The organism is Janthinobacterium kochi, assembly GCF_051380715.1.
GTDB lineage: Bacteria > Pseudomonadota > Gammaproteobacteria > Burkholderiales > Burkholderiaceae_D > Janthinobacterium.
The window spans coordinates 485319-510619 of sequence record NZ_JBNYXO010000003.1; the positions used below are offsets into that span (position 1 = coordinate 485319).

16 protein-coding genes are annotated in these 25301 nt (G+C 63.7%); 8 read left to right on the forward strand and 8 right to left on the reverse strand.

Translation table 11 applies throughout. The features are described from left to right. Positions 1-83 precede the first annotated feature (83 nt). Genes ACQ4WL_RS09780 through ACQ4WL_RS09805 form a run of 6 tightly spaced genes read right to left on the reverse strand, consistent with a single transcriptional unit; the run spans position 84 to position 7288 of the window. The gene (locus ACQ4WL_RS09780; protein ID WP_436509526.1) at positions 84-1871 is read right to left on the reverse strand and encodes an MFS transporter; all 1788 of its coding nucleotides are present in this window, start codon (positions 1869-1871) and stop codon (positions 84-86) included. A gap of 39 nt (positions 1872-1910) precedes the next feature. Next, entirely contained in the window at positions 1911-3005 is a 1095-nt protein-coding gene (locus ACQ4WL_RS09785; RefSeq protein WP_436509527.1) for an N-acetylglucosamine-6-phosphate deacetylase, read from the reverse strand. Between the two features lie 3 nt (positions 3006-3008). Further along, positions 3009-3776: a DeoR family transcriptional regulator gene (locus ACQ4WL_RS09790; RefSeq protein ID WP_436509528.1), complete on the reverse strand. Its 768-nt coding sequence runs from the start codon at positions 3774-3776 to the stop codon at positions 3009-3011. A 35-nt stretch (positions 3777-3811) separates the two neighbouring features. Beyond that, positions 3812-5155: a D-tagatose-bisphosphate aldolase, class II, non-catalytic subunit gene (locus tag ACQ4WL_RS09795; protein ID WP_436509651.1), complete on the reverse strand. Its 1344-nt coding sequence runs from the start codon at positions 5153-5155 to the stop codon at positions 3812-3814. Between the two features lie 5 nt (positions 5156-5160). Further along, on the reverse strand, positions 5161-6117 hold the full coding sequence (locus ACQ4WL_RS09800) for an ROK family protein (RefSeq protein ID WP_436509529.1): 957 nt from the start codon (positions 6115-6117) through the stop codon (positions 5161-5163). Further along, complete coding sequence (locus ACQ4WL_RS09805) at positions 6104-7288, reverse strand: AgaS family sugar isomerase (protein WP_436509530.1); 1185 nt, start codon at positions 7286-7288, stop codon at positions 6104-6106. The genes ACQ4WL_RS09800 and ACQ4WL_RS09805 overlap by 14 nt, the downstream gene beginning before the upstream one ends. Positions 7289-7647: 359 nt before the next feature. Between ACQ4WL_RS09805 and ACQ4WL_RS09810 the strand changes: the two genes are divergently transcribed. The 5 genes from ACQ4WL_RS09810 (at position 7648) to ACQ4WL_RS09830 (ending at position 20365) form a co-directional block, all read left to right on the forward strand. Continuing rightward, the gene (locus tag ACQ4WL_RS09810; protein ID WP_436509531.1) at positions 7648-10998 is read left to right on the forward strand and encodes a TIM-barrel domain-containing protein; all 3351 of its coding nucleotides are present in this window, start codon (positions 7648-7650) and stop codon (positions 10996-10998) included. 96 nt (positions 10999-11094) lie between these two features. Further along, positions 11095-14040, forward strand: a complete 2946-nt coding sequence (locus ACQ4WL_RS09815; protein ID WP_436509532.1) for a TonB-dependent receptor plug domain-containing protein — start codon at positions 11095-11097, stop codon at positions 14038-14040. 493 nt (positions 14041-14533) lie between these two features. Then, complete coding sequence (locus ACQ4WL_RS09820; RefSeq protein ID WP_436509533.1) at positions 14534-17578, forward strand: TonB-dependent receptor; 3045 nt, start codon at positions 14534-14536, stop codon at positions 17576-17578. A 66-nt stretch (positions 17579-17644) separates the two neighbouring features. After that, positions 17645-19036, forward strand: coding sequence for a Gfo/Idh/MocA family protein (locus tag ACQ4WL_RS09825; RefSeq protein ID WP_436509534.1), 1392 nt, complete (start codon positions 17645-17647; stop codon positions 19034-19036). A gap of 63 nt (positions 19037-19099) precedes the next feature. Further along, the gene (locus tag ACQ4WL_RS09830) at positions 19100-20365 is read left to right on the forward strand and encodes a DUF3472 domain-containing protein (protein ID WP_436509535.1); all 1266 of its coding nucleotides are present in this window, start codon (positions 19100-19102) and stop codon (positions 20363-20365) included. Between the two features lie 121 nt (positions 20366-20486). Here the strand turns inward: ACQ4WL_RS09830 and ACQ4WL_RS09835 are convergent, their stop codons facing one another. Continuing rightward, the gene (locus tag ACQ4WL_RS09835) at positions 20487-20864 is read right to left on the reverse strand and encodes a SirB2 family protein (protein WP_436509536.1); all 378 of its coding nucleotides are present in this window, start codon (positions 20862-20864) and stop codon (positions 20487-20489) included. A gap of 487 nt (positions 20865-21351) precedes the next feature. Here ACQ4WL_RS09835 and ACQ4WL_RS09840 point away from each other — a divergent pair, with 487 nt between their 5' ends. Genes ACQ4WL_RS09840 through ACQ4WL_RS09850 form a run of 3 tightly spaced genes read left to right on the forward strand, consistent with a single transcriptional unit; the run spans position 21352 to position 24742 of the window. Next, entirely contained in the window at positions 21352-22596 is a 1245-nt protein-coding gene (locus ACQ4WL_RS09840; protein WP_436509652.1) for an MFS transporter, read from the forward strand. A gap of 8 nt (positions 22597-22604) precedes the next feature. Further along, complete coding sequence (locus ACQ4WL_RS09845; RefSeq protein ID WP_436509653.1) at positions 22605-23990, forward strand: NarK family nitrate/nitrite MFS transporter; 1386 nt, start codon at positions 22605-22607, stop codon at positions 23988-23990. Positions 23991-24046: 56 nt separating this feature from the next. Next, on the forward strand, positions 24047-24742 hold the full coding sequence (locus tag ACQ4WL_RS09850) for a carbonic anhydrase (RefSeq protein WP_436509537.1): 696 nt from the start codon (positions 24047-24049) through the stop codon (positions 24740-24742). Here ACQ4WL_RS09850 and ACQ4WL_RS09855 read toward each other — a convergent pair. After that, on the reverse strand, positions 24728-25108 hold the full coding sequence (locus ACQ4WL_RS09855) for a ribonucleotide reductase subunit alpha (RefSeq protein WP_436509538.1): 381 nt from the start codon (positions 25106-25108) through the stop codon (positions 24728-24730). The genes ACQ4WL_RS09850 and ACQ4WL_RS09855 overlap by 15 nt on opposite strands. Positions 25109-25301: the final 193 nt, after the last annotated feature.

Consider the following 25301-nt stretch of genomic DNA (forward strand, 5'->3'; position numbering starts at 1 on the left):
CGCCAGCCCTGTAAACTTGCCAGGCAGGCAAAAAAACAGCCCCGGATGTGGGCCGGGGCTGGAAAGGAGACTGCTACAAATGGTTACCTGGCAAAGTGCGCTTCGATCTCTTCCAGAGTTTTACCTTTGGTCTCCGGCAGCAAAAACGCGGCCGCCAGGAAGTACAGCACCGTGCAGCCGGCGCCAAAGAAGAACAGGGTGGAGTAGCCATGCAAGCCCACGGTCGGCAGGAAGATGGCGGCGATCACCGTCGAGACGAACTGGTTCACCAGCAGGGCGATGCTCATGCCGTTCGAGCGGATACGGGTCGGCATCAGCTCGGACAGGGCCAGCCACACGCACACGCCCGGTCCCACGGCAAAGCTGGAAACGAACACGCAGATGGCAATCGCCACCAGCCAGCCATGCGTGGACGAGGGCACGGGGCCCAGGCTGGCCTTCTCGATGCGCAGCGGCGCTTCGCGCCCGGCGGCCGGGTCGGCGAACGGGTTCAGGTGCAGCTTGCGGAAGAAGACGCCGATCACGCTGTCTGCCTGCACCGCGTCGTCGCGCGCGATGCTGACCTGATGCAGCACGGGGTCGTCGCTGCGCAGGCTTTTCACGTTGGTGAACGGGCCGTAGGCATAGGCGATGGTCAGCTGCTGCGGCGTGCCGTCGGCGGACGCGCCCAGGGCCGTCAAGGTGGGCGCATCGAGCTGCAAGGTCAGGCCGTCGGCCTGCACTTGCGCGGCGATGGCGGGGCGCACGTCGGCCAGGTGCGCTTCGGCGGTGCGGAACAGCAGGCCGGCCGCCAGCAGCGAGACGACGATGCCGCCCGTGCCCAGCATCAGCAGGAACTTGCGGCCCTTGCGGTCGACCAGCAGCACGGCCACCACCGTCATTACGGCATTGAGTACTTTCAGCAGCACGTCTGCCATGTTGGCCGAGGCGCCCGACAGGCCCGCCTGGTTCAAAATATTGACGACGTAGGCGAGGATGGAATTGATGCCCGTCGCCTGCGTGCAGGCGAGGATCAGGCAAGCGAGCAGGAAGGGCAGCACATAGCGGCGGCTCAGCAGCGGATCCCTGGCCTTGCCACTCGCCTTGGCCGCGTTCTCTGGCGTATCTTGCATCTCGCGCAGTTCCAGCTCGGCGGCAGCGGGCAATCGCGTGCGCAGCAGCGACTGGCGCGCCTGCGCGATGCGGCCCCGTTGCGCCAGCCACCGCGGCGATTCGGCCAGCAGCAGGGCGCCGACGGTAAACACCAGGCCCGGCGTCAGGCAGACCCAGAAGATGCTGCGCCAGGCCTGGTCCTTGGCCGCGAAGATGGCGGCGCTGCGGCCCGCTTCCGGCAACGCTTGCGCCGCCTGCGTGGCCGTTTCCACCGTCTGCGCCTGTACCAGGCCGATCAGGGCGGCGGCCACCAGGCCGATGGTCAGCAGCAGCTGGAACAGGGCGGCGCCCCGTCCGCGCTGTTGCGCGGGCAGGCATTCGGCAAGGTACAGGGGCACGACGACGCCGATCAAGCCACCGCTGATGCCTTGCAGCAGACGGCCCAGCAGCAGCGGCGTGTAGCCGTCGGCCAGGGCGATCAGCGGGATGCTGGCGCTGAACAGGGCGCCGGCCAGGAACATCACCCAGCGCCGGCCCAGCAGGTCGGCCAGGGCGCCGGCGAACAGCGAAGAAAGGACCGAACCCAAGAGCACGGCGGCGACGATAAAGCTCAGCTGCTGTGCCGTCAGTTTCCAGGCCACCGAGGCCGTCGATTCCAGGTAGGGCAGGGCGCCGGCGATGATGCCGATGTCTATGCCGTACAGCAATCCCCCCATGCCGGCAATAAATAGCAGGTAGCGCATGGCCCACACGGGGGCCTTGTGTGACGTGTCGTGCATGAAAACTCCGGGACGGGGTTGAGGTGGGATGGTCTGGGTCTAGCGGGTGGAAAGATCGATGGCCGCGCCTTCGACGAAGACGGACACTGGCTGTAGTGTGGCATCGAGGACGACGATGTCGGCCCAGGCGCCGGGCGCCAGGCGGCCCCGTTCGAATTCGCCCAGGTAATCGGCCGGGTACAGCGACAAACGGTTCGAGGCGTCGGCCAGGTCCAGGCCCAGCTCGACGAAATTGCGCAGCGCCTGGTCCATGGTCAGCACGCTGCCGGCCAAGGAGCCCGTGGCCAGGCGCACGCAGCCCAGGCATTTGTAGACGCGCTGCGTGCCCAGGCCGTATTCGCCGTCGGGCATGCCGGTGGCCGAGGTGGCGTCCGTCACGCCATACAGGCGCGGGATGGCGCGCAGGGCCGCGCGCAAGGCGCCCTTGGCCACGTGCTGCAGGTCGGGGATGATTTCTGCATACTCGGCATGCGCCAGCGCCGCGCCCACCATGCCGGGGTCGTAATGCGTCATGCCCGTCATGCCGTTGTACAGGTGGGTAAAACCGGAGACACCGGCTTTCAGCGCTGCCACGCCTTCGTCATACGTGCCGGCGCTGTGGCCGATCTGCACGCGGATGCCCATCGCCGCCAGTTGCGGGATCAATTCCAGGTGGCCGGGGATTTCCGGCGCCATGGTGAGCACCTTGATGGGAGCGATGGCGTGGAAGCGCTGCACCAGCGCCAGGCTCGCTTGTACCACGTCGGGCGGCTGCGCGCCCAGGCGGTGCAGGTTCAAAAAAGGGCCTTCCAGGTGCACGCCCAGCATGCGCGCGCCGTTGGCCGGGCGCTCGGCGATGACCCCGGCCAAACCTTGCAGGGCATGCAGGATCGAGGGCTCCTTGGCCGTCAGGGTGGTGCCCAGCAGGGCCGTGGTGCCGTGGCGCGCATGTACCTGCGCCACGGTGGCGCCCGCTTCGCCGCCTTCCATGATGTCGACGCCGGCTGCGCCGTGCACGTGCAGGTCGATGAAGCCGGGCAGAATGGTCAGCGCGCTGTCGGCGGCAGGGTCTTCTTGTATCTGGACGATACGCTGGTCAAAAGTGATGGTGCCCGTGATCCAGCCAGATGGGGTAAGGATTCTGCCGCTCAGCATGTGTTATTCCGCTATAAAAAGTTCGATGCCCAGCTTTTGCAGCCCTTCGCGGTATTCCTGGCTGATGCTGGCATCGGTGATGACGGTATCGACCCGGTCCAGCTGCACGATGCGGTGCAGGCTGACGCGGCCGAACTTGGAGGCGTCCGTGAGGACGATGATTTTCTTGGCCCGTTCCACCATCTTGTGGTTCAGGCTCGCTTCCGCTTCGTGGTGGGTGGTGACGCCAAACTGCAGGTCGAAGCCGTCCACGCCCAGAAACAGCTTGTCGAAGCTGTAGGCTTGCAAACAGGTTTCGGCCTGGCTGCCCTGGATCGACAGCGACTGCTTGCGCAGCAGGCCGCCCGTCAGGATCAGATCCACGCCGGGTGCATCCGCCAGTTCCCATGCGATGTTCAGGCCATTCGTGGCCACCGTCACGCCAGTCGCATCGCGCAAATGGCGCGCCAGCGAGATGGTGGTGGTGCCCGAGTCGATGATGATGTTGTCGCCCGGTTCCACCAGCCGCGCGGCATAGGCGCCGATGCGCTCCTTCTGCTCGTGGTTGATGGCATCTTTCTGGCGTATCGTGTGTTCAAGCGGCGGCGTGCGCGTCAGCGTCGCGCCGCCGTGGCTGCGTGTGGCCATGCCTTGCGCTTCCAGCGCATTCAAGTCGCTGCGGATGGTGACCGCGGACACGCCGAGTTTTTCCACCAGATCGGTCACTTGCACCGAGCCCTGCTGGGCAAGCATGTGGAGGATGGATTCACGGCGTTGGCTGGTATTTCGCATGGTGGCGGGCTCAGTAAAAAATGAAAATACCGAGCTTAACAGATTGCCGCTTCGGCAACGGCGGGGACTGCCGCATTGCGGTTGCAGGCGCGCGCATATTGCGCCAGCAAGCTGCCGATCTTGTGCTCGATCAAAGCCGGCGCCTTGGCTGTCAAGCTTCCCTGCACCACGGCCAGGTACTGTTCCGGCAAATGCTGGCTCAGCAGTGGCAGCGGAATCGTCAGGGCGTCCAGGTTGGCCAGCAGCTTGTCGACGGTGGCAGCCACTTCCGGCTCGCCCCAGTAATAGCGGCAACGGTCGCTCAAGCCGTAGCGGCGCATCAATCGCTGTTCGTCAAGCGTGCCCAGGTAGTGCTTGATCCAGTTCTTCGGCTTGGCCAGCATCACATCGTCGAGCACCTGCATCAGCTGCGACGTGGCGTGCGGCGGCAGCAGTTCTTCCTCGATCTGGCACAGCGCGTACAGTGCCTCGCGCAGGGCGAAGGTGGCGGCCGGGCCTACTTTCAGGATGGCGAAATGGTCGCGCACCATGGCGTGCAGGGCCGTTTCTCGCTGGTAGTCGGTGGAATGGGCTTCGAACACCAGGCCGGGCTGCTCGGCAACAAATGCCGACAGATCGGCAGCGGCCGGCGCGTCGTAATGCTGGATGCTGCTCTGGTCGAAGTCGACGCCCGGCTGCACCACCATGGCGATGACGCGGCGCCAGGCGCCGTGCAAGTCATTTTCCAGGAACGCGCTGCGGTGCACGTCCAGGGTGCGGCGCGCCGCTTGCGGGCTGGTGACGGCACCGGCCTGCGCCAGCGACGCTTCGCCGCCGGGTATCGGCACTTCCGTGCCGATCACGTAGACGGGCGGCGCGAAGCCGGCCGCGGCGGCGGCCGCTTCGGCGACGCTGCACAGGCGCGCCGAACGGGCGGCCACGGTTTCATCGTCGAGCTGCAAAGGGTCATCAAAACAGCGCATGCTGCAATCGAGGTGGATCTTGTGGAAACCGGCCGACGCATACGCGGCGATCAGGGTCTCGGCGTGGGCCATGGCGGTGGCTGCATCGAGGTGCTGCCAGGCGTTCGGGCCCAGATGGTCGCCGCCCAGCACCAGGCGCTCGATCGGGAAGCCCTGTTCGCGCGCCAGTGCCAGCATGGTGTCGCGGAAGACGTTTGGTGTCATGCCGGTGTAGCCGCCGAACTGGTCGACCTGGTTTGAGGTCGCCTCGACCAGCAGCACGGTGTCGTACTCGCTGGCCACGCGCATGGCAGCGCGCAGCACGCTGGGGTGGCTGCAGCAGACGGCGTACAGTCCCACGCGCTCGCCGCGGCGGTGCGCCTTGATCACTTGCTGGATCGGGGACAAGGTAAAAGTCGGGTTTTCCACTTGCTTCATCATGTTCACGCCTTTGTATGTTGTCGTATCAAGAGGGCCGCACCGCGCGCGCCGCCGGCGTCGCCGAAACGGGGCGGCAAAATGGGCGGCACGTGCACGCCGGGGAACAGGTGGCGCTTGACGGCGGCCGGCAGCTTGTCGTACAGGTGCGGCAGCTTGGACAGGCCACCACCGAGCACGATGACGTGCGGGTCGTAGGCCAGCACCAGGCCGGCCAGCGCATGGCCCAGCACATCGAGGTGCACGGCCACCGTGCGCTGGGCCACGGCATCGCCGATGTTGGCGCGGCCGATAATGGCCAGCGTGGCCAACGGTTCTGTGCCTTCGCCGCCAAAATGCGCATATAACTTGCTCATGGCGGGGCCGGAGACATAGCGTTCCAGGCAGCCCGCCTTGCCGCATGGGCAGGGGTATTCGGCCAGGCCGTGTTGCGTCAGCAGGGTGGCGGGCAGGCTCCAGTGGCCCCATTCGCCGGCCACGCCGTTAAAGCCGCGCAGCAGCTGGCCGCCCACGCAATAGCCGCCGCCGGCGCCCGTGCCGAGAATGGCGCCGAACATGCTGGCGGTATTCTCGGCCGCGCCGCCTTGCGCTTCCGACAGGGCGAAGCACTGGCAATCGTTGCCGATGGCGACAGGGCGCTGCAAGGCCTGCTGCAGCGTTTGCGCCACCAGCCGGCCGTTCAGGGCTGGCACGTTGGAACTGAGCTGGCGTCCGCTGGCGCTGTCGATCACGCCGGGCAAGCCGATGCCGACGGGCGCCGTCGTGCCCAGGGCGGCGTCGCCGCGCGCCACCAGCTCGACGATGGCTTGCACGAAGGCGGCAAAATCGTCGCCCGGCGTGGCCACGCGCTCACGGAACACCTCTGCCAGCGCGCCGTCGCGGTCTGCAAAGGCGACCAGCTCCATCTTGCTGCCGCCGATGTCGATGCCGTGGAAGCCGGCCGTGTGGTTAGAATTGGTCATGGCCATAGATGGTGACGCCCTGCACGACACGGTTGACGATGCCGCCGGCGAATGGATTGTCGGGGCGCAGTTGCAGCAGCGCGGACTGGTGCAGCGCATATTGCTGCGCCATCAGCAGCCACAATGGCGCCAGCCAGGCGTCGGGCCAGGCCGGCGCGTCGGCCGCTAAGTTGGCAGATAAGTTGGCAGATAAGTTGGCAGATAAGTTGGCAGAAAAGTCGCCGCCGATGCCCACCGTCAGGCAGCGCTGCGCCACGCTATCGCGCTGCAGCTCTTTCAACAGGTCGTCTTCATACTGGCGCGCCAATGGTTTGCTGCTGCGCAGCAGGATTACCAGCGATTCCGTGGTGACGGCCGATTTCGGGCCGTGGCGGAAACCGAGCGGGGTATTTGCCATCGCCATCACGCGGCCGCCCGTCAATTCCAGGATTTTCAGGGCCGCTTCCTTGGCCAGCGCTTCCAGCGGGCCGCTGCCCAGGTAGACGACGCGCTGCACGGGAGTTGATCCCAGCTCCGCCACGGGCGCCGACCAGTCGCGCAAGGCTTGCTCGCCCAGTTGCGCCAGGGTCTCCAGGCGCGCCAGATCCGACTCCTTGCCCAGTACCGACAGGGCCGCCAGCAGCATGCTGCTAAAGCTGCTGGTCATGGCGAAGCCGCGGTCGCAGCTGCCTTCCGGCATCAGCAGGTTATACGTATTGGCGTCGTTGGCGCCCTGGCGTGCCAGCTTGCCGTCCGCGTTGCAGGTGATGTTGAGGAAGCGCGCGCCGGGCACGACCTGGCGCAGCAGTTCCACGGCGGCCAGGCTTTCCGGGCTGTCGCCGCTGCGGGCAAACGAGACGAGCAGGGTGGGCGCGTCCGCTTCCAGGTACAACTCATGGTGCGTCAGCAGGGTGGTGGTGGCGATGGCGCGGATCTGCGCGGGCCAGGCGGCATTCAGGGTGTCGACGACGATTTCGCCCACGTAGGCCGAGCTGCCTGCGCCCGTCAGGATGACGCGCTGCGCGGGATTGGCCAGCGCGCCGCCCAGGAAGGCGGCCAGGCTGGCTTGTTCCTTGCGCAAAATGCTGGCCAGCGCGCGCCAGATGGCCGGCTGGTGGGCGATTTCCTCGGCCGTGTGCAGGCCGCCGATGTCGCGCCAGGTTTGAGTGTCACGCTGAAGAAGGGTAGTCATGAGAGGTCAGTAAAGTGTTTGTTGGAGAAAGCATAAATACTAAATTTCGAAAAGTCAAATACGAAAGTAAAACGAAAGTAAATTGTTTGGTGGTTTGCGAAATAATGTCGTTTTTCAAAGGATGGTGATGGCTTGAGAGCGTGCTGCATTGCCGCATGAAACCCAGGGTTGCTGCGGTTTGTCGCTGAAATGCGACGATAACGAAAGTATGTTTTGTATAGTTTTAGTGAAACGTAAGAAAGTTGCGCAAATTTTAGGCATTTTATTAATAAATTGTCGCTTTAACTTTCTTTTGATTGACGATATTTATTTTTCTTCTTAAAGTATTTCCATCACTTCGATTTTCTGAAAGCCAGCAGATGAAACCTCTCCCGCTTCCCCGTCGCGCCCTTGCCGCCTGTGTCCTCGCCGCCCTCGCCACCTTGGCCGCGCCGGGCCTGCAGGCCGCGACTATCGGCAATTTGCAGACGATTTCCGCCATGCATGCGGCCGACGTGGCCAAGGGCGAGGCATTGGGCTGGGACTTGCGCAGTGACACTGGAATGCAGCTGCGTGTCAGCCTGCCGCAGGCAGACGTGCTGCGTATCGAGGCGGGCGGCAAGGCCGGCTTGACGGGGCCGGGCGACAAGGCCGCGCCCATCGTCGTGGGTCAGCCTGCCGCGCAGGTGGCCTATACCATCAGCGAGCAGGCCGGGCATATCCTGATCAGCACCGAAGCCTTGAGCCTGCGCATCGACCGCAAACCGCTGCGCTTTACCCTGCTGCGCAAGGGCGACGCGGTGCCGCTGTGGCGCGAAGTGCAGCCCCTGTCGCTCGACGACAAGCAGGGCGTGCAAGTGCTATCGAGCCTGCCGGGCGAGCGTTACTTTGGCGGCGGCCAGCAAAATGGCCGCTTCGAATTCAAGGGCAAGCAGGTGCCCGTGTCGTATTCGGGCGGCTGGGAAGAGGGCGACCGCCCGAATCCCGCGCCATTTTTGATGAGTTCACGTGGATGGGGCATGCTGCGCAACACCTGGTCTGACGGGAATTACGACTTGCGCGATAAGGAGCAGATCTCGCTGCAGCACGCGGAAGGCCGCTTCGATGCGTATTTCTTTGTCGGCAAGGACTTGCGCGACGTCGTCGCCCGCTACAAGAACTTGACGGGCCGCGCGCGTATGCTGCCCCGCTGGGCGCTGGAATATGGCGACGCCGATTGCTACAACGATGGCGACAATGTGAAAAAGCCCGGCTCCGTGCCCAAGGGCTGGAGCGATGGCCCGACCGGCAAGACGCCCGACGTGGTGGAAACGGTGGCGCGCCAGTACCGTGAACACGACATGCCGGGCGGCTGGATACTGCCCAACGACGGCTATGGCTGCGGCTACACGAACTTGCCGGAAACGGTGAAGGGCCTGGCCGGCTATGGCTTTCGCACGGGCCTGTGGACGGAAAATGGCGTCGACAAGATCGCCTGGGAAGTGGGCCAGGCGGGCAGCCGCGTGCAAAAGCTGGACGTGGCGTGGACGGGCAAGGGCTACCAGTTCGCCATGGATGCGAACAAGTCGGCCTATGACGGCATCCTGAACAATTCCGACAGCCGGCCATTTTTGTGGACGGTGATGGGCTGGGCCGGCATCCAGCGCTATGCCGTGGCGTGGACGGGCGACCAGAGCGCCAGCTGGGATTACATCCGCTGGCACATCCCGACCCTGATCGGCTCGGGCCTGTCCGGCCAGGCGTATGCATCGGGCGACGTGGACGCCATCTTCGGCGGCAGCCCGGAAACCTATCTGCGCGATTTGCAGTGGAAGAGTTTTACGCCCGTCCTGATGGGCATGTCCGGCTGGGCTGCGGCCGAGCGCAAGCATCCGTGGTGGTTCGAGCAACCGTACCGCGACATCAACCGCCGCTACCTGAAGCTGAAGATGCGTTTGACGCCGTATATGTATACCTTGGTGCGCGAAGCGGAGCTATCGGGCGCGCCGCTGGTGCGCGGTCTGATGTGGGATTACCCGCAAGACCCGGCGGCCTACACGGAAGCCTATAAGTATCAATTCCTGCTGGGGCGCGACGTGCTGGTGGCGCCCGTCTACCGCAGTCAGGCCGTCAGCGGCGGCTGGCGCAAGGGCATCCACCTGCCGCAGGGCACGTGGTATGACTACTGGGATGGCCGCCAGGCCACGGCCGACGCCAAGGGCCGCGACCTGGATATGCAGGTGACGCTGGACAAGCTGCCCGTGTTCGTCCGCGCCGGCGCCATCCTGCCCATGTATCCGGAAATGCTGTACGACGGCCAGAAGCCGAAGGATCAGCTCACGCTCGATATCTACCCGCACGGCGATTCAGAATACATCCTGTATGAAGACGACGGCAACACGCGCCAGTACCAGGGCGGCGCCTTCAGCCAGCAAGTCATCCGCATGCGCCAGACGGGCGGCGATGTGCAGGTCGATATCGGCGCCGTCGATGGCAAGTACCAGGGTCAGGAAGCGCGCCGCGGCTATGCGCTGCGCATGCTGGCGGGCCAGGCACCGGTAGCGGTGCGCGCTGGCGAGCGCCTGATCGCGGCATCCGGCGAGCGTGCCGCCTATGACAAGGCGGTCGAAGGCTGGTATTTCGACGCGGCCGACCGGCAAGGCACCCTGCACGTGAAAGTGGCGGCGCAGGACATCCGCCAGGCCTTGATGCTGCAGGTCGCCGGTGCGCTGGCCGTGGCCAGAATCGACGCCGACTTGCCGGCCGCCCCCGTGCCGGGCCGCGCCTTGCCGGCCGACGCCATGCAGGTGGTGGCGCGTCCCTTTGAGGAAAGCGGCTACCCGCTGGAAAACGCCTTCGATGGCAAGCCGGAGACGTGGTTCCGCACCGTGCGCAGCCCGTCCGTGAAAAGCGGACCGCATGAATGGGTGATCGGCTTTACGGAGCGGCGCCTGGTGGACGGCATCGAACTGGCGCCGCGCAACGACCAGCACTGGAAGCATGGCCAGGTGCGCGATTACGAGATCTATATCGGCGACAACAATGGCGACTGGGGCGCGGCGCTTGCGCGCGGCACGCTCAAACTGGAACAGGGTGCGCAGACGATCAACTTCCCCGCCACGGCCGGGCGCTTGCTGCGCTTCCGCGTCATGAGCACGCAAAATCCGGAAGGCGACGGCGCGGCGTCCACCGACCCGATGGTGACGGCGGCGCAAGGTGCGCCGGTGGCGCGCGCCTTCGACGCGGCGCTGGCGACCGACGTGGCGCCCGTCACCCTGTCCGAGTTCCGCGTGCTCGAGCACCGCGTGGCCGAAGGCGAGGAGGTGCAGCGCTATCTGTCGGACCTGGCGCTGCCGAAGCATATCGCGAGAGACCGGCCAGCCGGCAAGGCGGCCGAGATGCGCATGAACGGGCTGTGGTTCCGCAAGGGCCTCGGCGTGGGACCGGCCGGCCGCATCGACTTGCAGCTGGCGGGCAACTGGAATCTGCTGCGCGCCGACCTGGGCGTGGACGATAGCTGCCGCAGCGCGGGCGGCTTGCAATTCCAGGTCTGGAGCGGTGAGCGGCTGCTGTATGACAGCGGCCTGGTCACGGCTCCCGGGGTGGTCAAACCCGAAATCGACGTGCGCGGCCTGAGCCTGCTCAGTTTGCGCACCCTGGGCGCGCGCGGCGCCCACCCGGCCCAGGTCTGCGGTAACTGGGCCAACGCCGTGTTGACCGGCACGGAAGGCGCGACAGTCAAGCCGCGCTAGACACTCATCATTTCACCAAAAACGAACCCCTCTTCGGACCGGGGAGGGGTTCTTGCAGCCTTGCGAAAACAAATCACTTATAAAAGGGAGTCGGGAATGCACTTGAAAAAACTGATGGCCGCCATGGTGGCGGTAGGATTGGGCTCAACTGCGCTGGCAGCGGAGGAGGAGAAGCTGGCGCGCGTCGAGGTGACGGGTTCCAGCCTGAAGCGCATCAACGCGGAAACGGCGTCACCGGTACAGGTGATCAACGCCAAGCAGATAGAAAACATGGGCGCGCTCACCTTGCTGCAAGTGCTCGACAACCTGCCCGCGGCCCGTCCGGCGCAGCAGGATTTCCGTTCCATGTTCACCGGCTCGGATGGCGGTTCGCAGGCGAACTTGCGCGGCCTCGGTGCGCAGGGCACGCTGGTGCTGCTGAATGGTCGCCGCCTGTCGTTCTATGGCGCGCCGGCCGGCTTCCAGACCATGTTCGTCAATATCGACGCCATTCCCGCCGCCGCCATCGAGCGCATGGAAATCCTGACGGATGGCGCGTCTGCCGTGTATGGCTCCGACGCCGTCGCCGGCGTCATCAACGTCATTACCAAGAAGTCGTATCAAGGCCTGGAAGCGCGCGCCAACGGCGAGTTTTCGCCCAGTGTGAAAGCCTATGGCGAGCGCCAGGCCAGCGTGCTGTATGGCCTGGGCGACCTGGCCAGCGACGGCTACAATATCTACGGTTCCGTGAACGTCTACCAGCGTGACCGCATCGCGCTTGCCGATACCTGGCGCAAGCGTCCTTCGTATTTTTATGCAAACAATCCCAATTTCATCCCGAACATGCGCGTGGGCGTCGGCAGCGAACCGGGCGTGATGAACCCGGGGACCTTCTTTGTCTTCGACAAGGCGAAGAACAATGCGCGCACCCAGCGCGCCGCGCCCGGCTGCAACACCAGCATCACCGAGGCGTCGGGTAGCCGCTGCGTGTGGAATGCGCTGCCCAACCAGCTCGACACGGGTCCTACCTCGGAGCGGGCCACCGCCTACCTGAGCGGCCGGCTGAAACTGGGCGGCGACATGGAAGCGTTCGCGGAAGGCGCCTTCACCCACATCAAGATGCGCGGCGAAAATGGTCCGTCCAGCTTCAACAGCGGCAGCACGAACAACTGGTTCGCGCGCAATACGGGCAATACGCTGAACACCTTCGCCACGCCTTTCCTGAGTCCGAACAACGTCTACCTGAAGGGCAAGCTCGATGCCGACATGGTGGCCAAGATGGGCGGCGCGGCCGGCTTGAATTACCTGCTGCAGGATGCACAAGGCCACTTCGGCCAGAAGAATGTCGACGAAAACTACCGCGCGCTCGTCGGCCTGCGCGGCGGCATCGGCGGCGGCTGGGATTTTGAAACTGCGCTCAGCGTGGCGGGTAGCCATTCCACCCTGTTCCAGACGGCGAACATCAACATCAAGGGTTTCGAGCAGGCGTTTGGCCCGTTCACGAAAGACCCCATCAGCGGCCGCACCTACATCTCGGACAATCCCGCCTACAAGTTCGGTGAAATCAGCGCGGCCAATGCGGCGCTGCTGCGCGGCGCCTACCCGACCTTCGCCATCGAATCATGGACCAAGCTGATGACCTGGGACGCGAAGGTCGAAGGCACCCTGTTCAAGCTGGGCGAGCGTGAAGTGCGCGCTGCCGTGGGCACCAACATCATGCGCGAGAGCTTTCTCACCCCCGGCAACGCCGATGCGGCCAATGGCTTGATCACGCAGCAGGGCGGCTCCTGGTTCGATGGCAAGCGCACCATCGCGGCCGTGTTTGGCGAAGTGGTGGTGCCGCTCAGCGACACGCTGGAAGTCAATGCGGCCGCGCGCCTGGACAAATATCCGCATTTCGCCGCCAACCTGGCGCCCAAGCTGGGCGTGATCTGGCGCGCGCGGCCCGACCTGATGCTGCGCGGGACGTATTCTGAAGGCTTCCGCGCGCCCAACCTGGCCGAATCGGGCACGGGCGGCGTCTTTGCGCAGGTGGGCGGCATACGCGACACGGTGCGCTGCGACGAAACGAATGCCATGGCGCGCGCCTTGCTGAAGTCCAGGGTGGCGACGGATGCGGACCTGGGCAAGAGCCTGCTCAATTCGAATTGCTCGACGACGGTGGGCGGCCTGACGCCGCCGAACCAGAACCTGCGTCCGGAAAAGGCCAAGATTTCCACCGTGGGCCTGGTGCTGCAGCCGGCCAAGGACGTGAGCATCTCCATCGATTACTGGTTCATCAACCGCCGCGACGAAATCGTGCGCCAGGACTTCAACGAGCTGTTTACGGAACTGGTGGACAAGTACGGCCCGACCCTGGCCGGCACGCCTAACGCCATCCGCAACGACCTGACCGATACGGACCGGGGCAACGTGGCGGCGGTGGCGGCCATGTGCGCCAACCCCGCCAACGCGGGCGTGTGCGCGGGCGGCGTGCCGGGCTACTCGGTGGGCAACCTGGGCGGCTTGATCAACTCGTATTCGAACCGCGGCCGCACCCTGATGGACGGCGTGGACATCGACGCGCGCACGCGCTTTGCGCTCGGTGACTGGGGCAAGCTGAGCACCGGCATCGCCGCCACCATCCGCAAGCGCGATACCCATGACAGCGAAGACGGCAGCGACATCAAGGGCAATACCGTCGGCTACTACGATTCGCCGCGCTACCGCGCTACAGTCAACGCCGACTGGAGCTACCGCAACTTCGTCAGCAGCGTGTTCGTCAACTACTCGGGCAAGACGCGCTGGGCGTATGGTCCCTGGGACAAGGACAACACGCCGGAAAACTGCACCGCCGCCTCGGTATCGCTGCCGTCCGGCCAGTGCAAGGGCGCGCCGTCGTACACCACGGTGAACCTGGCCTTCAGCTGGAAGCCGCTCAAGAACCTGGACGTGGGCTTGAACGTGAAAAACGCGTTCAACAAGCAGCCGTACTACGACCCGAATGGCTGGGAAGGCTACAACCATAGCCAGGACCTGTTCGGCCGCCAGTTTGCGCTCTCGGCCAGCTACAAGTTCTTTTAAGGCGTGATGTTGCCCCGGCCCGCCTATGCGGGCTGGGGTATTGCCGTGGAAAAGAAAAACAATATTTTGAAATATGCAATACGAAAGATAAACGTAAGTGAAAGCAGACCATCAGGGCTGCTTTCGCGTTTTTCTTCCCGGATTTTTGGTCCGTTTCACCATTTCTGCTCACCTCCCAGCCTACGTGTGTATCTGCCACACCACGATAACGAAAGTTATATGCCGCACAACTCATTGAGTCGAAAGATAAATCGCGTTTATTTGCCTGGTTGAGCGATAAATTCGCGTTATAACTTTCTTTTTGTTGACGATACTTATTTTTCTTTTTAAAGTAATCCCAAGAAAACGAAAATCAGCCGATACGGACTGATTTCCCGAAAGGTGTGGCTGTCTGGCGCTACCTTCCGACGAACACCATAAAAATTGCGTCCCCCCGACTCCGCCCCGGAGCGGGGAGGGCGCGTATAACCCTCGATATAGACGGAGAGACAGCATGCATACCACCGGACTCAAATTGCGCGACATCAGCCGCGCAGCCGCGATCGTGATCGCACTGGCGGCCGGCGTGCCAGGCCAGGCCTGGGCACAGTCGAACGCCACGAGTACCATTTTCGGCGAAGTGAGCGCGCCGGCCGGCGCCACCGTGGTGCTGGAAAACTTGGCGACGGGCGTGCGGCGCAGCTTGACGCCCGATACGTCGGGCCGCTATGTGGCCAACTCCATGCCGCCAGGCCGCTATGCGGTGCGCGTGCTGCGTGCCGGTTCGGTGGAAGCGTCGCAGGAAGTCGAAGCCCTGATCGGCGCCGGCGCGGAAGCGAACTTCGGTGCGGCCAGCGCGGCCGGTTCCGTGGGCCAGGAACAAACCGTCGTGGTGAAGGCGTCGCGCAATCCGATCGACGTGTCGAACACCAATAATGGCGTGATCTTCACGGCCAAGGAGTTGAAGGCGTTGCCGGTCGGGAACGACGTGGCTTCCATCGTGCAGCTGACGCCGGGCGTGGCGCGCGGCACCAACAGCGTGTATGGCAATGCGCCGTCGATCGGCGGCTCGGGCCAGTCGGAAAACGCGTTCTACGTCAACGGCTTCCCCATCACGAACATCCTGACCCAGGTGGGCGCGTCGGAGCTGCCGTTTGGCGCGATCTCCAACCTGCAGGTGCTGTCGGGCGGATACGGTTCCGAGTTTGGCCGCTCCACGGGCGGCGTGATCAACATCACCACCAAGAGCGGCGGCAACAAGGTCGAATTCGGCGGCAAGGTCGCCATCATCCCCCGTTCGCTGAGGGGGACAACGGAAAACCGGTATTACCCGAACACGGGCGCCAATCCGGACACGGATGGCACCTTGAAGTACTGGAACCGCGACAATGGCAGCACCAGCAAGGTCGTCGGTTTGTACGGCAGCGGGCCGCTGATCCAGAACAAGCTGTTCGCCTTCGTGGCGCTGGAACAGACGCGCACGGACGGCGGCGCCGTCGCCGGTGCGCGCGACGACTCGGACAAGGTGCTGCCGAACGGCTGGCGCGAGAGCAAGAGCAAGGTTGACCGCATGATGGCCAAGCTGGACTACAACCTGACGGACGACCATCACTTTGAATATACCAAGCTGTATGACCGCACGACTACGGATAGCCAGAGCTATGGCTTCGACTATGCCACGCTGAAACGCAACAACGTGCCTGGCGGTGGCAGCGAGACCACCATCAATTGCTGCGGCTCGTCGGCTGCGCCAGGCGCGAATGTCGACATCTTCAAGTACACAGGCTACCTGACGGACAACCTGACGGTGACAGCCATGATGGGCCAGTCGCGCACCAGCCACCGCCGCACGCCCGAAGGCTATGACCCGACCCTGGCGCAAACCAGGTCCATCCAATCGACGCAGGTACCCGGCCTCGTCTACGTGAATCCGCAATCGGTCACCGGCACCCTGACCGATCCTTCCTCGGAAGACCGCCAGAAGGCCAAGCGCCTGGACCTCGAATACAAGCTGGGCAAGCACTCGCTGCGCGGCGGCATCGACCGCATCGACGTGGAATCGAAAGTGGGACTGAGCCTGGCCGGCGGCTACCGCTGGAACTACCTGCGGGCCACGGATCCGAATCTGCCGATCAACGGCGCCTTTGAAACGCCGTACCAGGGCGGCGGCCACGGCAAGGAAGGCTATTACGTCAGCAAGGACCTGAATGCCAACCTGGCGCGTCCGACCAGCGTGCAGTCGGCGCAGTACATCCAGGATCATTACCAGGTCACGGAACGGGTGCTGCTGGACCTGGGCCTGCGCCGCGAGCAGTTCACCAATTACAGCACCGATGGCGTGGCTTTTATCTCGCAGCGCAACATGATCGCCCCGCGCGTCGGCGCCACCTGGGACTACCTGGGCGACGGCACCCTGAAATTCTTCGCCAACGGTGGCCGCTACCACTTGCCCGTGCCATCGAATTTGTCGAGCAATATGGCCAGCCCCTTCTTGGCCACCAGCGAGATGTACACCTACACGGGCGTCGATCCGGTCACGGGCGCCCCGACGGGCCTGCACGCGATCAGCAAGCCGTATTCGGCCAACAATGCGTATGGCCAGAGCCGCGATGCGCGCGAAGTGACGGCCATCGGCCTGAAACCGCTGTCGCAGGATGAATTTTCGCTGGGCTTCGAACGTGCCCTGAGCAAGAAGCTGGTGGTGGGCGCCAGCGTCCTGTACCGCAAGCTGAACGACACCAACGATGACGTCTGTGACGCGCGTCCGCTGCAAGCCTGGGCCACGCGCAACAGCGTCGATACGGCTAACTGGAGCGGCTTCCAGTGCGCCATCATCAATCCGGGCCGCGACAATAGCCTGATGGTGGACTTTGACGATGGCAAGGGCTTGCGCCGCGTGGATATTTCGGCGGCAGAGTGGGGTAACCCGCTGCCATCGCGCACTTACCGCGCCTTGAACATGTTCGTCGAGCACCCGTACACGAACGGCTGGTACGGCAAGCTGACCTACACCTTGTCCGGCCTGAAGGGCAATATGGAAGGCCAGACGGACAGCATCGGCGGCGGCGACGTGGGCCTGACGGTCAGCGACGACCACAAGGAACTGATGTACAACGCCTATGGCTACCTGCCGGGCGACCACCGCCACGCGTTCAAGGCCTACGGTTTCATGCAGGTCATCCCGGACGTGACGGTGGGCGCCAACCTGTCGCTGACCTCGGGCGCGCCGCGCAACTGCATCGGCGCGCTGCCCGATAACCTGAAGTTCGAGAACGATTACGATGATTCCTACTTCTATTGCAATGGCAAGCCGGCGCCGCGCGGCAGCCAGGGCCGCCTGCCGTGGCAAGCCCAGCTGGACATGAATGTGGCCTATACTCCCGGCGCCGTCAAAGGCCTGAGCCTGAAAGTGGACGTGTTCAACGTGTTCAACAGCCAGACCGTCACCCGCTATACCGAAACGCGCGAAGACCATGGCGCCATCTCCCGCAATTACCAACAGGTTGATGGACGCACGGCACCGCGTTCCGTGCGCTTTACGGCGGAATACACCTATTAAACTGCAGCCGGCCTGCTGCACGGCGGGCCGGTGACGATCATTACCAATGGAAGCGAGAAGAGACCAATGACGACACAAATCAATCGACGCAATTTCCTGTCCGCCAGCGCAGCGCTGGCTGGTGGCGCCATGGCCGGCAGCGCCTTGCTGCCTGGCGACGCCAACGCCGCAACCGCCACCGGCCGTGACAAAATTCGCCTGGGCCTGATCGGCACGGGCATGCGCGGCCAGGTGCTGCTGGCCGAACTGGTGCGCCGCGATGACGTGGAAGTGGTCGCCCTGTGCGATATCGAACCGATCATGCTGAAACACGCGCTGGGCCAGGTGGCAAAGGCCGGCAAGCCGCGTCCGCGTACGTATGGCGAAGACCGCGACCAGAAAGCCTACAAGCGCATGCTGGACGCGGGCGGCCTGGATGGCGTAATCATCGCCACGCCGTGGGAATTTCATGCACCGATGGCGATTGCCGCCATGCAGGCAAAGATACCCGTCGGTTGCGAAGTGGTGGCCGGCATTACCCTGCAAGACCACTGGGATGTCCTGAATACCCAGCTGAAGACGGGCACTCCGTACATGTTGCTGGAAAATGTGTGCTACCGCCGCGACGTGATGGCTGCGCTGCAGATGGTGCGCGCAGGCCTGTTCGGCGAACTGCTGCACCTGCAGGGCGGCTACCAGCACGATTTGCGCGCCGTCAAATTCAACAGCGGCAATCCGGCCAAGCCCTATGGCGGCGGCGTGGAATTCGGCGAAAAGGGCTGGTCGGAAGCCCATTGGCGCACGCAGCACTCGGTCGAGCGCAATGGAGAACTGTATCCTAGCCACGGCATCGGCCCGTGCGCCATGTACACGAATATCAACCGCGGCAACCGTTTTACGCGCATCAACGCCTTTGCCACCAAGGCGCGCGGCTTGCACGACTACATCGTCAAGCAGCCGGGCGGCGCGCAGCATGCGAACGCCAAGGTGAAATTCAAGCTGGGCGACATCGTCACCACGACCCTGGCGTGCGAGAACGGTGAAACCATCATCCTGCAGCACGATACGAGCCTGCCGCGCCCGTATTCGCTGGGCTTCCGCGTGCAAGGCACGGACGGCCTGTGGATGGACCTGAACAACTCCATCCACATCGAAGGCGTCAGCAAGCCGCACCAGTGGGATGACTTCAAGGCTTACCAGGACAAGTATGAGCACCCGGTATGGCGCAAATATGCGGCGCAGGCCGAAGGCGCGGGCCACGGCGGCATGGACTTCTTCGTCATCCACGCCTTTGTCGAAGCGCTCAAGGCCAATGCGCCGATGCCGATCGATATCTACGATGCCGTGACGTGGAGCGCCATCACGCCGTTGTCCGAGCAATCGATCGCCGCCAACTTCCAGACCCTGGACTTCCCCGACTTCACGGGCGGTCAGTGGAAATCACGCAAGCCGATCTTCGCCCTCGACGGCAAGTACTAAGCACCATTCGCCCGCTACCGCGCCTGCCGCCGTAGCGGGTTTTTTCCAGCCCAGGAGACGTTGATGAAACACACAAGTTCATTGCGCTACGCAGTCCTTCCCGCCATACCCTTGTTGCTGGCCGCCAGCGTGGCCGCGCCCATGGCGTGCGCGAGGCCCGCCAGCGTGGAACTGGCCGGCAATGCCTTCATCACCAGTGCAGACAAGGGCGCCGTCATCGGCGAACATGGCCTGGCCGGCTGGAGCAATCCGGCTACCGTCGCCAGCGCGTATTTCCGCGTGGCCGGGGCGGGTCCCGTTCAGGTGGCGCTCGACGCCAGCCTGGCCGATGGCGGCAACAGCACCATCCGCGTGAAGATCAACGGCAAGCCGTTCGACGTCAAGCTGGCCGGCAAGGCGCGCAGGACCTACGCCGTCGGTACGGTCCGTGTGCCGGCGGCCGGCTATGTGAAGGTGGACTTGCAGGGATTGACGCGCGCCAAGGCCACGTTCGGCGAGGTCGCCGCACTGACGGTGACGGCCGGTGCCACGCTGAACTATGCCAACGACCCGGCCAATTACTACTGGTCGCGGCGCGGCCCGTCCGTGCACATGGGCTATACGGTGCCGGCCAATACCGAGTATTTTTATAACGAGATGACGATCCCCAAGGGACAGGACACCATCGGTTCCTACTTCATGGCCAACGGCTTCGGCCAGGGCTACATGGGCATCCAGGTGAAGTCACCGAGCGAGCGCTGGATCCTGTTTTCCGTGTGGGACGCCGAGAATGGCGCGAAGACCACCCTGGTCAGCAAGGGCGAGGGCGTCATCGACAATGCATTTGGCGGCGAGGGCACAGGTGGGCAAACCTACCTTTCATATAATTGGGCGGCTGGCACCACGTACCGCTTCATCACGCGCGTGCGGCCCGACGGCAAGGGCGGCAGCGACTATTCGGCCTGGTTCTTTGCGCCGGAAACGGGCAAGTGGCGCTACATCGCCACCTGGAAGCGGCCGGCGATTTCCACGTATCTGACGCGGGTGCATTCCTTCCTCGAGAACTTCATCGATACCCTGGGCTACACGGAGCGCCGCGTCCAGTTCGGCAACCAGTGGGCCAGGAACGTTTCCGGCATCTGGTCCGAAGTGACGGCAGGGCGCTACACGGGCGACGCCACGGCCACCAATGCGCAGCGCATGGATTACGCGGGCGGCCTGGAAAACGGCAAGTTCTACCTGCGTAACGGCGGCTTCTTCGCCGAGGTCGTGAAAACCGGCCAGAACTTCACGCGCCCGGCCACGGGCCTGCTGCCCTCCGTCGACGTAAGCGCTTTGCCGATGCAATAGGCGTAGATTCTCAGCCCGGTCGCTTGCGCGGCATCGCTTCGATGCCGCGATAGCAGGTGAGCGGCCGACCTATTGTCACTCCCATCAAAGGGAAGTTGGCGCGTTCCGCAGAACCGAAGCATCAGAATGGCCAGGCCTGTTTGGTGACGGCCACGGCGACGATGTAACCGAATACCAGCACGGCGAGCGCGAAGGCGGCGCCGCGCACGGCCGGCGTCTTGCCCCGTTTGAGCGCGATGGTGCCCAGCACGATGTAGGCTACCAGCGCGCACAGCTTGGCGGCCAGCCAGGGCTGGCTGCCCGGCGACTGGCCGCTCCACACGGCCAGGGCGATGGCGCTGGCCAGCAAGGCCGTGTCGATCAGGTGCGGCAGCACTTTCACCCAGCGCTGTTGCAGCAGCGGCGAGGCGCGCAGCATCCAGGCGCCGCGCAAGAGGAAAAGACAGCCGCTGGCCGCGGCGCAGCCCATGTGGAAATGCTTGAGACTCAGGTAATCCATGCGGTGACTTTACAGGCGTTGACAATGGCGCCAGCATAGCCGCCTTTGGCGCGCTGCGCCATAGGCCATCGGGAGCGAGACAAAACCGTAGCCAAAGAAGTCGTCGTGTGTGAGGACATAGCCGGCCAGGTGGCCAGCATGGCTGCCACATCGCCAGCCTGGGCCACGCGGGTGATGACCGCGTCTGTTGCGTCTCTGTGCTGCATGCCGCTCCTTTTCTCCAGACGCCGAGTGAGCCAAAAATACCTGCGTTTGTAAAACGCCGCCATCCAGCCTAGGTCCGGGTGCCTGTATCTAGTCACTTTTGCCGATACGGCTATCCAGATTGCCTTTCCAGAATCACCCTGTGGCCGATAGTGCCTTTCCCCTCTGCCACGTAAGCTGGTCGGGACGGCTGGCCAGACGGCCAGTGCATTCATGGAGAAACATTGTGGCTACCCTAGATGGCACTAAGAACAACAGTAGTAACAAGGCAATCGAACCCGGCATGCGGCGCAAGCAGGCGTCCGTACTGATCAGCAGTACCTTCGCATTTACCATCTGCTTTGCGGTCTGGATGATGTTTGCCGTGCTGGGCATCCCCATCAAGACCAGCCTGGGCTTGACTGAAACACAATTCGGCCTGCTGGCCGCCATGCCCGTGCTGACGGGTTCCCTCGTGCGCGTGCCGCTGGGCATCTGGACGGACAAATACGGCGGACGCCGCGTCTTCTTCTGGCTGATGCTGGCCAGCGTGGTGCCGATCTACCTGATTTCCTACGCCACTGCCTACTGGCATTTCCTCGTATTGGGCATGTTCGTGGGCCTGGCAGGCGGCTCGTTTTCCGTCGGCACGCCGTATGTGGCGCGCTGGTATGAAAAGGAGCGCCGCGGCCTGGCGATGGGCATCTTCGGCGCCGGTAACTCCGGTTCCGCGCTGACCAAGTTCGTCGCGCCGGGCATCGTCGCCGCCTTCGGCTGGCAAATGCTGCCCAAGGTGTATGCGGTAGCCATGCTGGCCACGGCCATCATCTTCTGGCTGTTTTCGTACACGGACAAATCGCATTTGGCACCATCTGGCGAGAGCTTCTCGGCGCAGATGAAGGTGCTGAAGGATCCGCGCGTGTGGCGCTACTGCCAGTACTACTCGGTGGTGTTTGGCGGCTATGTGGCGCTGGCGCTGTGGATGACGAAGTACTACGTGGCCGAATACGGTTTTGATTTGAAGCACGCGGCGCTGCTGGCTGCCTGCTTCTCGCTGCCGGGTGGCGTGCTGCGCGCATTTGGCGGCTGGATCTCCGATAAATACGGTGCGGCGAAAGTCACCTGGGCCGTGATGTGGGTGTGCTGGGTGTGTTTCTTCCTGCTGTCGTATCCGCAAACGCAGATGGTGATCGAGACCGTCACGGGGCCGCTGGCCATCCACATCGGCCTGTCGCCGCTGTGGTTCACCGTGCTGCTGTTCATCGTCGGCATCGCCATGGCCGTGGGCAAGGCCTCCGTCTTCAAGTTCATCGGCGATGATTTTTCCGACAACATCGGCGCCGTCTCGGGCGTGGTGGGCCTGGCCGGCGGTCTCGGCGGCTTCATCCTGCCCGTGATGTTCGGCGCCCTGGTGGACTTCACCGGTGTACGTTCGAGCGCCTTCATGCTCTTGTACGGCACCGTTTGCGTTTCCCTCGTCTGGATGTATTTCTCGTTCAAGCCGCTGCGTGCGGCGACTATCCCTCAACCTGCAGGAGTAACGCTGTGAGCAAACCAATGAGCCGCTACATGATCAATACGTGGGAGCCCGAAACCCCGAGCTTCTGGCAAAGCACGGGCAAGGCCACGGCCGCGCGCAATCTGTGGATTTCGATTCCCGCGCTGCTGCTGGCGTTCGCCGTGTGGATGGTGTGGAGCGTGGTGGTGGTCAACCTGCCCAACATCGGCTTTACCTACAGTAATAACCAGCTGTTCTGGCTGACGGCCTTGCCGGGCCTGTCCGGCGCCACCTTGCGCATCTTTTATTCGTTCATGGTGCCGATCTTTGGCGGCCGCCGCTGGACGGCCATTTCTACGGGGTCGCTGCTGATTCCCGCCATCGGCATCGGTCTGGCCGTGCAGGATGTGAACACGGGCTATCCGACCATGCTGATCCTGGCGCTGCTGTGCGGCTTCGGCGGCGGCAATTTCGCTTCGTCGATGGCCAATATCAGCTTTTTCTATCCGAAGGCGAGCAAGGGTTTCGCGCTGGGCATGAATGCGGGCCTGGGCAACTTGGGCGTGTCGGTGGTGCAGTTCGTCGTGCCGCTGGTGATCACCTTCGCCGTCTTCGGCGCCTGGGGTGGCGATTCGCTCACCTGGGTCAAGAATGGCGTGAGCAAGGACATGTGGCTGCAAAACGCGGGCTTCATCTGGGTGCCATTCATCGCCTTGAGTACCTTGCTGGCCTGGTTCGGCATGAATGACCTGGCCTCGGCCAAGGCTTCGTTCTCCGAACAGGCCGTGATCTTCAAGCGCAAGCACAACTGGCTCATGTGCTGGCTGTACACGGGCACCTTCGGCTCCTTCATCGGTTATTCGGCCGCGTTCCCGCTGCTGATCAAGATCCAGTTCCCCGACGTCAATCCCCTCGATTACGCTTTCCTCGGTCCTCTGGTCGGTGCGCTGGCGCGTGTGGCCGGCGGCGTGATTTCCGATAAGTTGGGCGGCGCCCGCGTCACCCTGTGGTCCTTCCTGCTGATGATAGGCGCCGTGCTGGGCGTGCTGTACTTCATGCCGCAAGCGGGTTTAGGCGGTAGTTTCAAGGGCTTCTTCTGGATGTTCATGCTGCTGTTCGCCGGCACGGGCATCGGCAATGCATCGACCTTCCGCATGATCCCCGTGATCTTTTTGACGGAGCACCAGCGCGCGGCGGCCGGCAAGGGCAAGGCGGCGCAGGAGCAGGCCATCGTCGACGCCAACAAGGAAGGCGCGGCAGTCCTGGGCTTCACGTCGGCCGTGGCGGCCTACGGCGCCTTCTTCATTCCGAAAAGCTATGGCACCTCGATCTCGCTGACGGGCAGCCCCGACGCGGCCCTGTGGTGCTTCATCGGCTTTTATGTCAGCTGCATCGCGATCACCTGGTGGTGCTATGCGCGCAAGAATGCGCCGATGCCTTGCTAAAGTTGGAATGTCTGGCAAGTCGTTCTTGCCAGACGTTGAGGAAATGAGAGTATGTCATGGAAGAACTGGAAAAATTCGTCAACGGCTTCAGCCTGTTTCAGCAGCAGTACTTCAGCGAGCCGCAGACCTTGTACGACAGCCTGCGCGACGGGCAGCGTCCCACGACCTTGCTGATTGGCTGCTGCGATTCGCGCGTCGACCCCATGCTGCTGACTGGCAGCGACCCGGGTGACATGTTCGTCGTGCGCAATATCGCCAACCTGGTGCCGCCGTGCACGCCCGACGCGCCGCCCGGAGTCAGCTCGGCCATCGAGTTTGCCGTCTGCAAGCTCGAAGTGGCCAGGGTCATCGTGCTGGGCCATGCGCGCTGCGGGGGCATCCGTGCGCTGCTGGAACCGCAGCCGCGCGCGCAAGGGCAGGAAACGGACTTCGTGGGACAGTGGATGCGCATCGCCGAACCGGTGGCGCAGCGCGTGCGGCGCGAGCTGGCGCACCGCTCGTCGGAAGAGCAGCACCATGCGTGCGAGCTGGCCAGCATCCTGCAGTCGCTGGACAACCTGCTGACCTACCCTTGGCTGAAGCGCCGGGTCGAGCAGGGCTTATTGAAATTGCATGGCTGGTATTTCGACATCGACAGCGGCGCCCTGATGGCGTATTCGGCGCGCCAGCAGCAGTTTTTGCCGCTGGTGTGTCCGATAGAGAGGGCGCGTCATCTGCACGAGCGCCCTTGGCCGGATTCAGCTAAAACGTAACAGATCGCCGCTGCGATCAAACGCCAGCAGGCCGTCGATGCGCCCTTGCTCGATGGCCGTTACCATGGCGCGCAGGGGCGCCTCGCAGTCCTGCGCGGCTGGCGGCTGGCCCTCCTGGCCCGCCAATCCCGCCACGAAGACCACGTCCCAGTGCGTCTGCATCTGTTTCGACTCCTCCATCAATGTCTCGAAGCTGTCCAGTTCATCGGGCAGCTTGTCGGCGCACATCACGGGCGTAAGTGACTTGCCCTGGCCGCCTGGCTGGGCCTGGGCCTGGGTGAAGGTAAACAGCAGCCGTTGCGGCTGATCTTGTGTGCCGGCGCTGCGCAGCAGGCTGGCGAAGTCGGTGATGCTGGTGCTGGTCATGCTGGTCCTCTTTGTTTCAGTTGAAGTAGGTGCTTAATCGAGACCCGTAGGTATACCGCAGCGCGCCCGCGCAGCCCATAGGCATTAGTGACTATGGGTATATGCATTCCTGGCGCATGAAACCGACTTCTTGCCAATACCGCCGAGCGGGGCGCATCGATAGACTGTTTGTATCGACGCTTGAGCCATCCTG

What these genes read in the sequence shown, in the direction of transcription:
- ACQ4WL_RS09835 (WP_436509536.1), bottom strand. Translation starts at nt 20,864, where the DNA reads ATGGATTACCTGAGTCTCAAGCATTTCCACATGGGCTGCGCCGCGGCC.
- ACQ4WL_RS09840 (WP_436509652.1), top strand. Translation starts at nt 21,352, where the DNA reads ATGCGGCGCAAGCAGGCGTCCGTACTGATCAGCAGTACCTTCGCATTT.
- ACQ4WL_RS09830 (WP_436509535.1), top strand. Translation starts at nt 19,100, where the DNA reads ATGAAACACACAAGTTCATTGCGCTACGCAGTCCTTCCCGCCATACCC.
- ACQ4WL_RS09855 (WP_436509538.1), bottom strand. Translation starts at nt 25,108, where the DNA reads ATGACCAGCACCAGCATCACCGACTTCGCCAGCCTGCTGCGCAGCGCC.
- ACQ4WL_RS09805 (WP_436509530.1), bottom strand. Translation starts at nt 7,288, where the DNA reads ATGACTACCCTTCTTCAGCGTGACACTCAAACCTGGCGCGACATCGGC.
- ACQ4WL_RS09800 (WP_436509529.1), bottom strand. Translation starts at nt 6,117, where the DNA reads ATGACCAATTCTAACCACACGGCCGGCTTCCACGGCATCGACATCGGC.
- ACQ4WL_RS09850 (WP_436509537.1), top strand. Translation starts at nt 24,047, where the DNA reads ATGGAAGAACTGGAAAAATTCGTCAACGGCTTCAGCCTGTTTCAGCAG.
- ACQ4WL_RS09820 (WP_436509533.1), top strand. Translation starts at nt 14,534, where the DNA reads ATGCATACCACCGGACTCAAATTGCGCGACATCAGCCGCGCAGCCGCG.
- ACQ4WL_RS09810 (WP_436509531.1), top strand. Translation starts at nt 7,648, where the DNA reads ATGAAACCTCTCCCGCTTCCCCGTCGCGCCCTTGCCGCCTGTGTCCTC.
- ACQ4WL_RS09795 (WP_436509651.1), bottom strand. Translation starts at nt 5,155, where the DNA reads ATGAAGCAAGTGGAAAACCCGACTTTTACCTTGTCCCCGATCCAGCAA.
- ACQ4WL_RS09845 (WP_436509653.1), top strand. Translation starts at nt 22,605, where the DNA reads ATGAGCCGCTACATGATCAATACGTGGGAGCCCGAAACCCCGAGCTTC.
- ACQ4WL_RS09780 (WP_436509526.1), bottom strand. Translation starts at nt 1,871, where the DNA reads ATGCACGACACGTCACACAAGGCCCCCGTGTGGGCCATGCGCTACCTG.
- ACQ4WL_RS09785 (WP_436509527.1), bottom strand. Translation starts at nt 3,005, where the DNA reads ATGCTGAGCGGCAGAATCCTTACCCCATCTGGCTGGATCACGGGCACC.
- ACQ4WL_RS09815 (WP_436509532.1), top strand. Translation starts at nt 11,095, where the DNA reads ATGCACTTGAAAAAACTGATGGCCGCCATGGTGGCGGTAGGATTGGGC.
- ACQ4WL_RS09825 (WP_436509534.1), top strand. Translation starts at nt 17,645, where the DNA reads ATGACGACACAAATCAATCGACGCAATTTCCTGTCCGCCAGCGCAGCG.
- ACQ4WL_RS09790 (WP_436509528.1), bottom strand. Translation starts at nt 3,776, where the DNA reads ATGCGAAATACCAGCCAACGCCGTGAATCCATCCTCCACATGCTTGCC.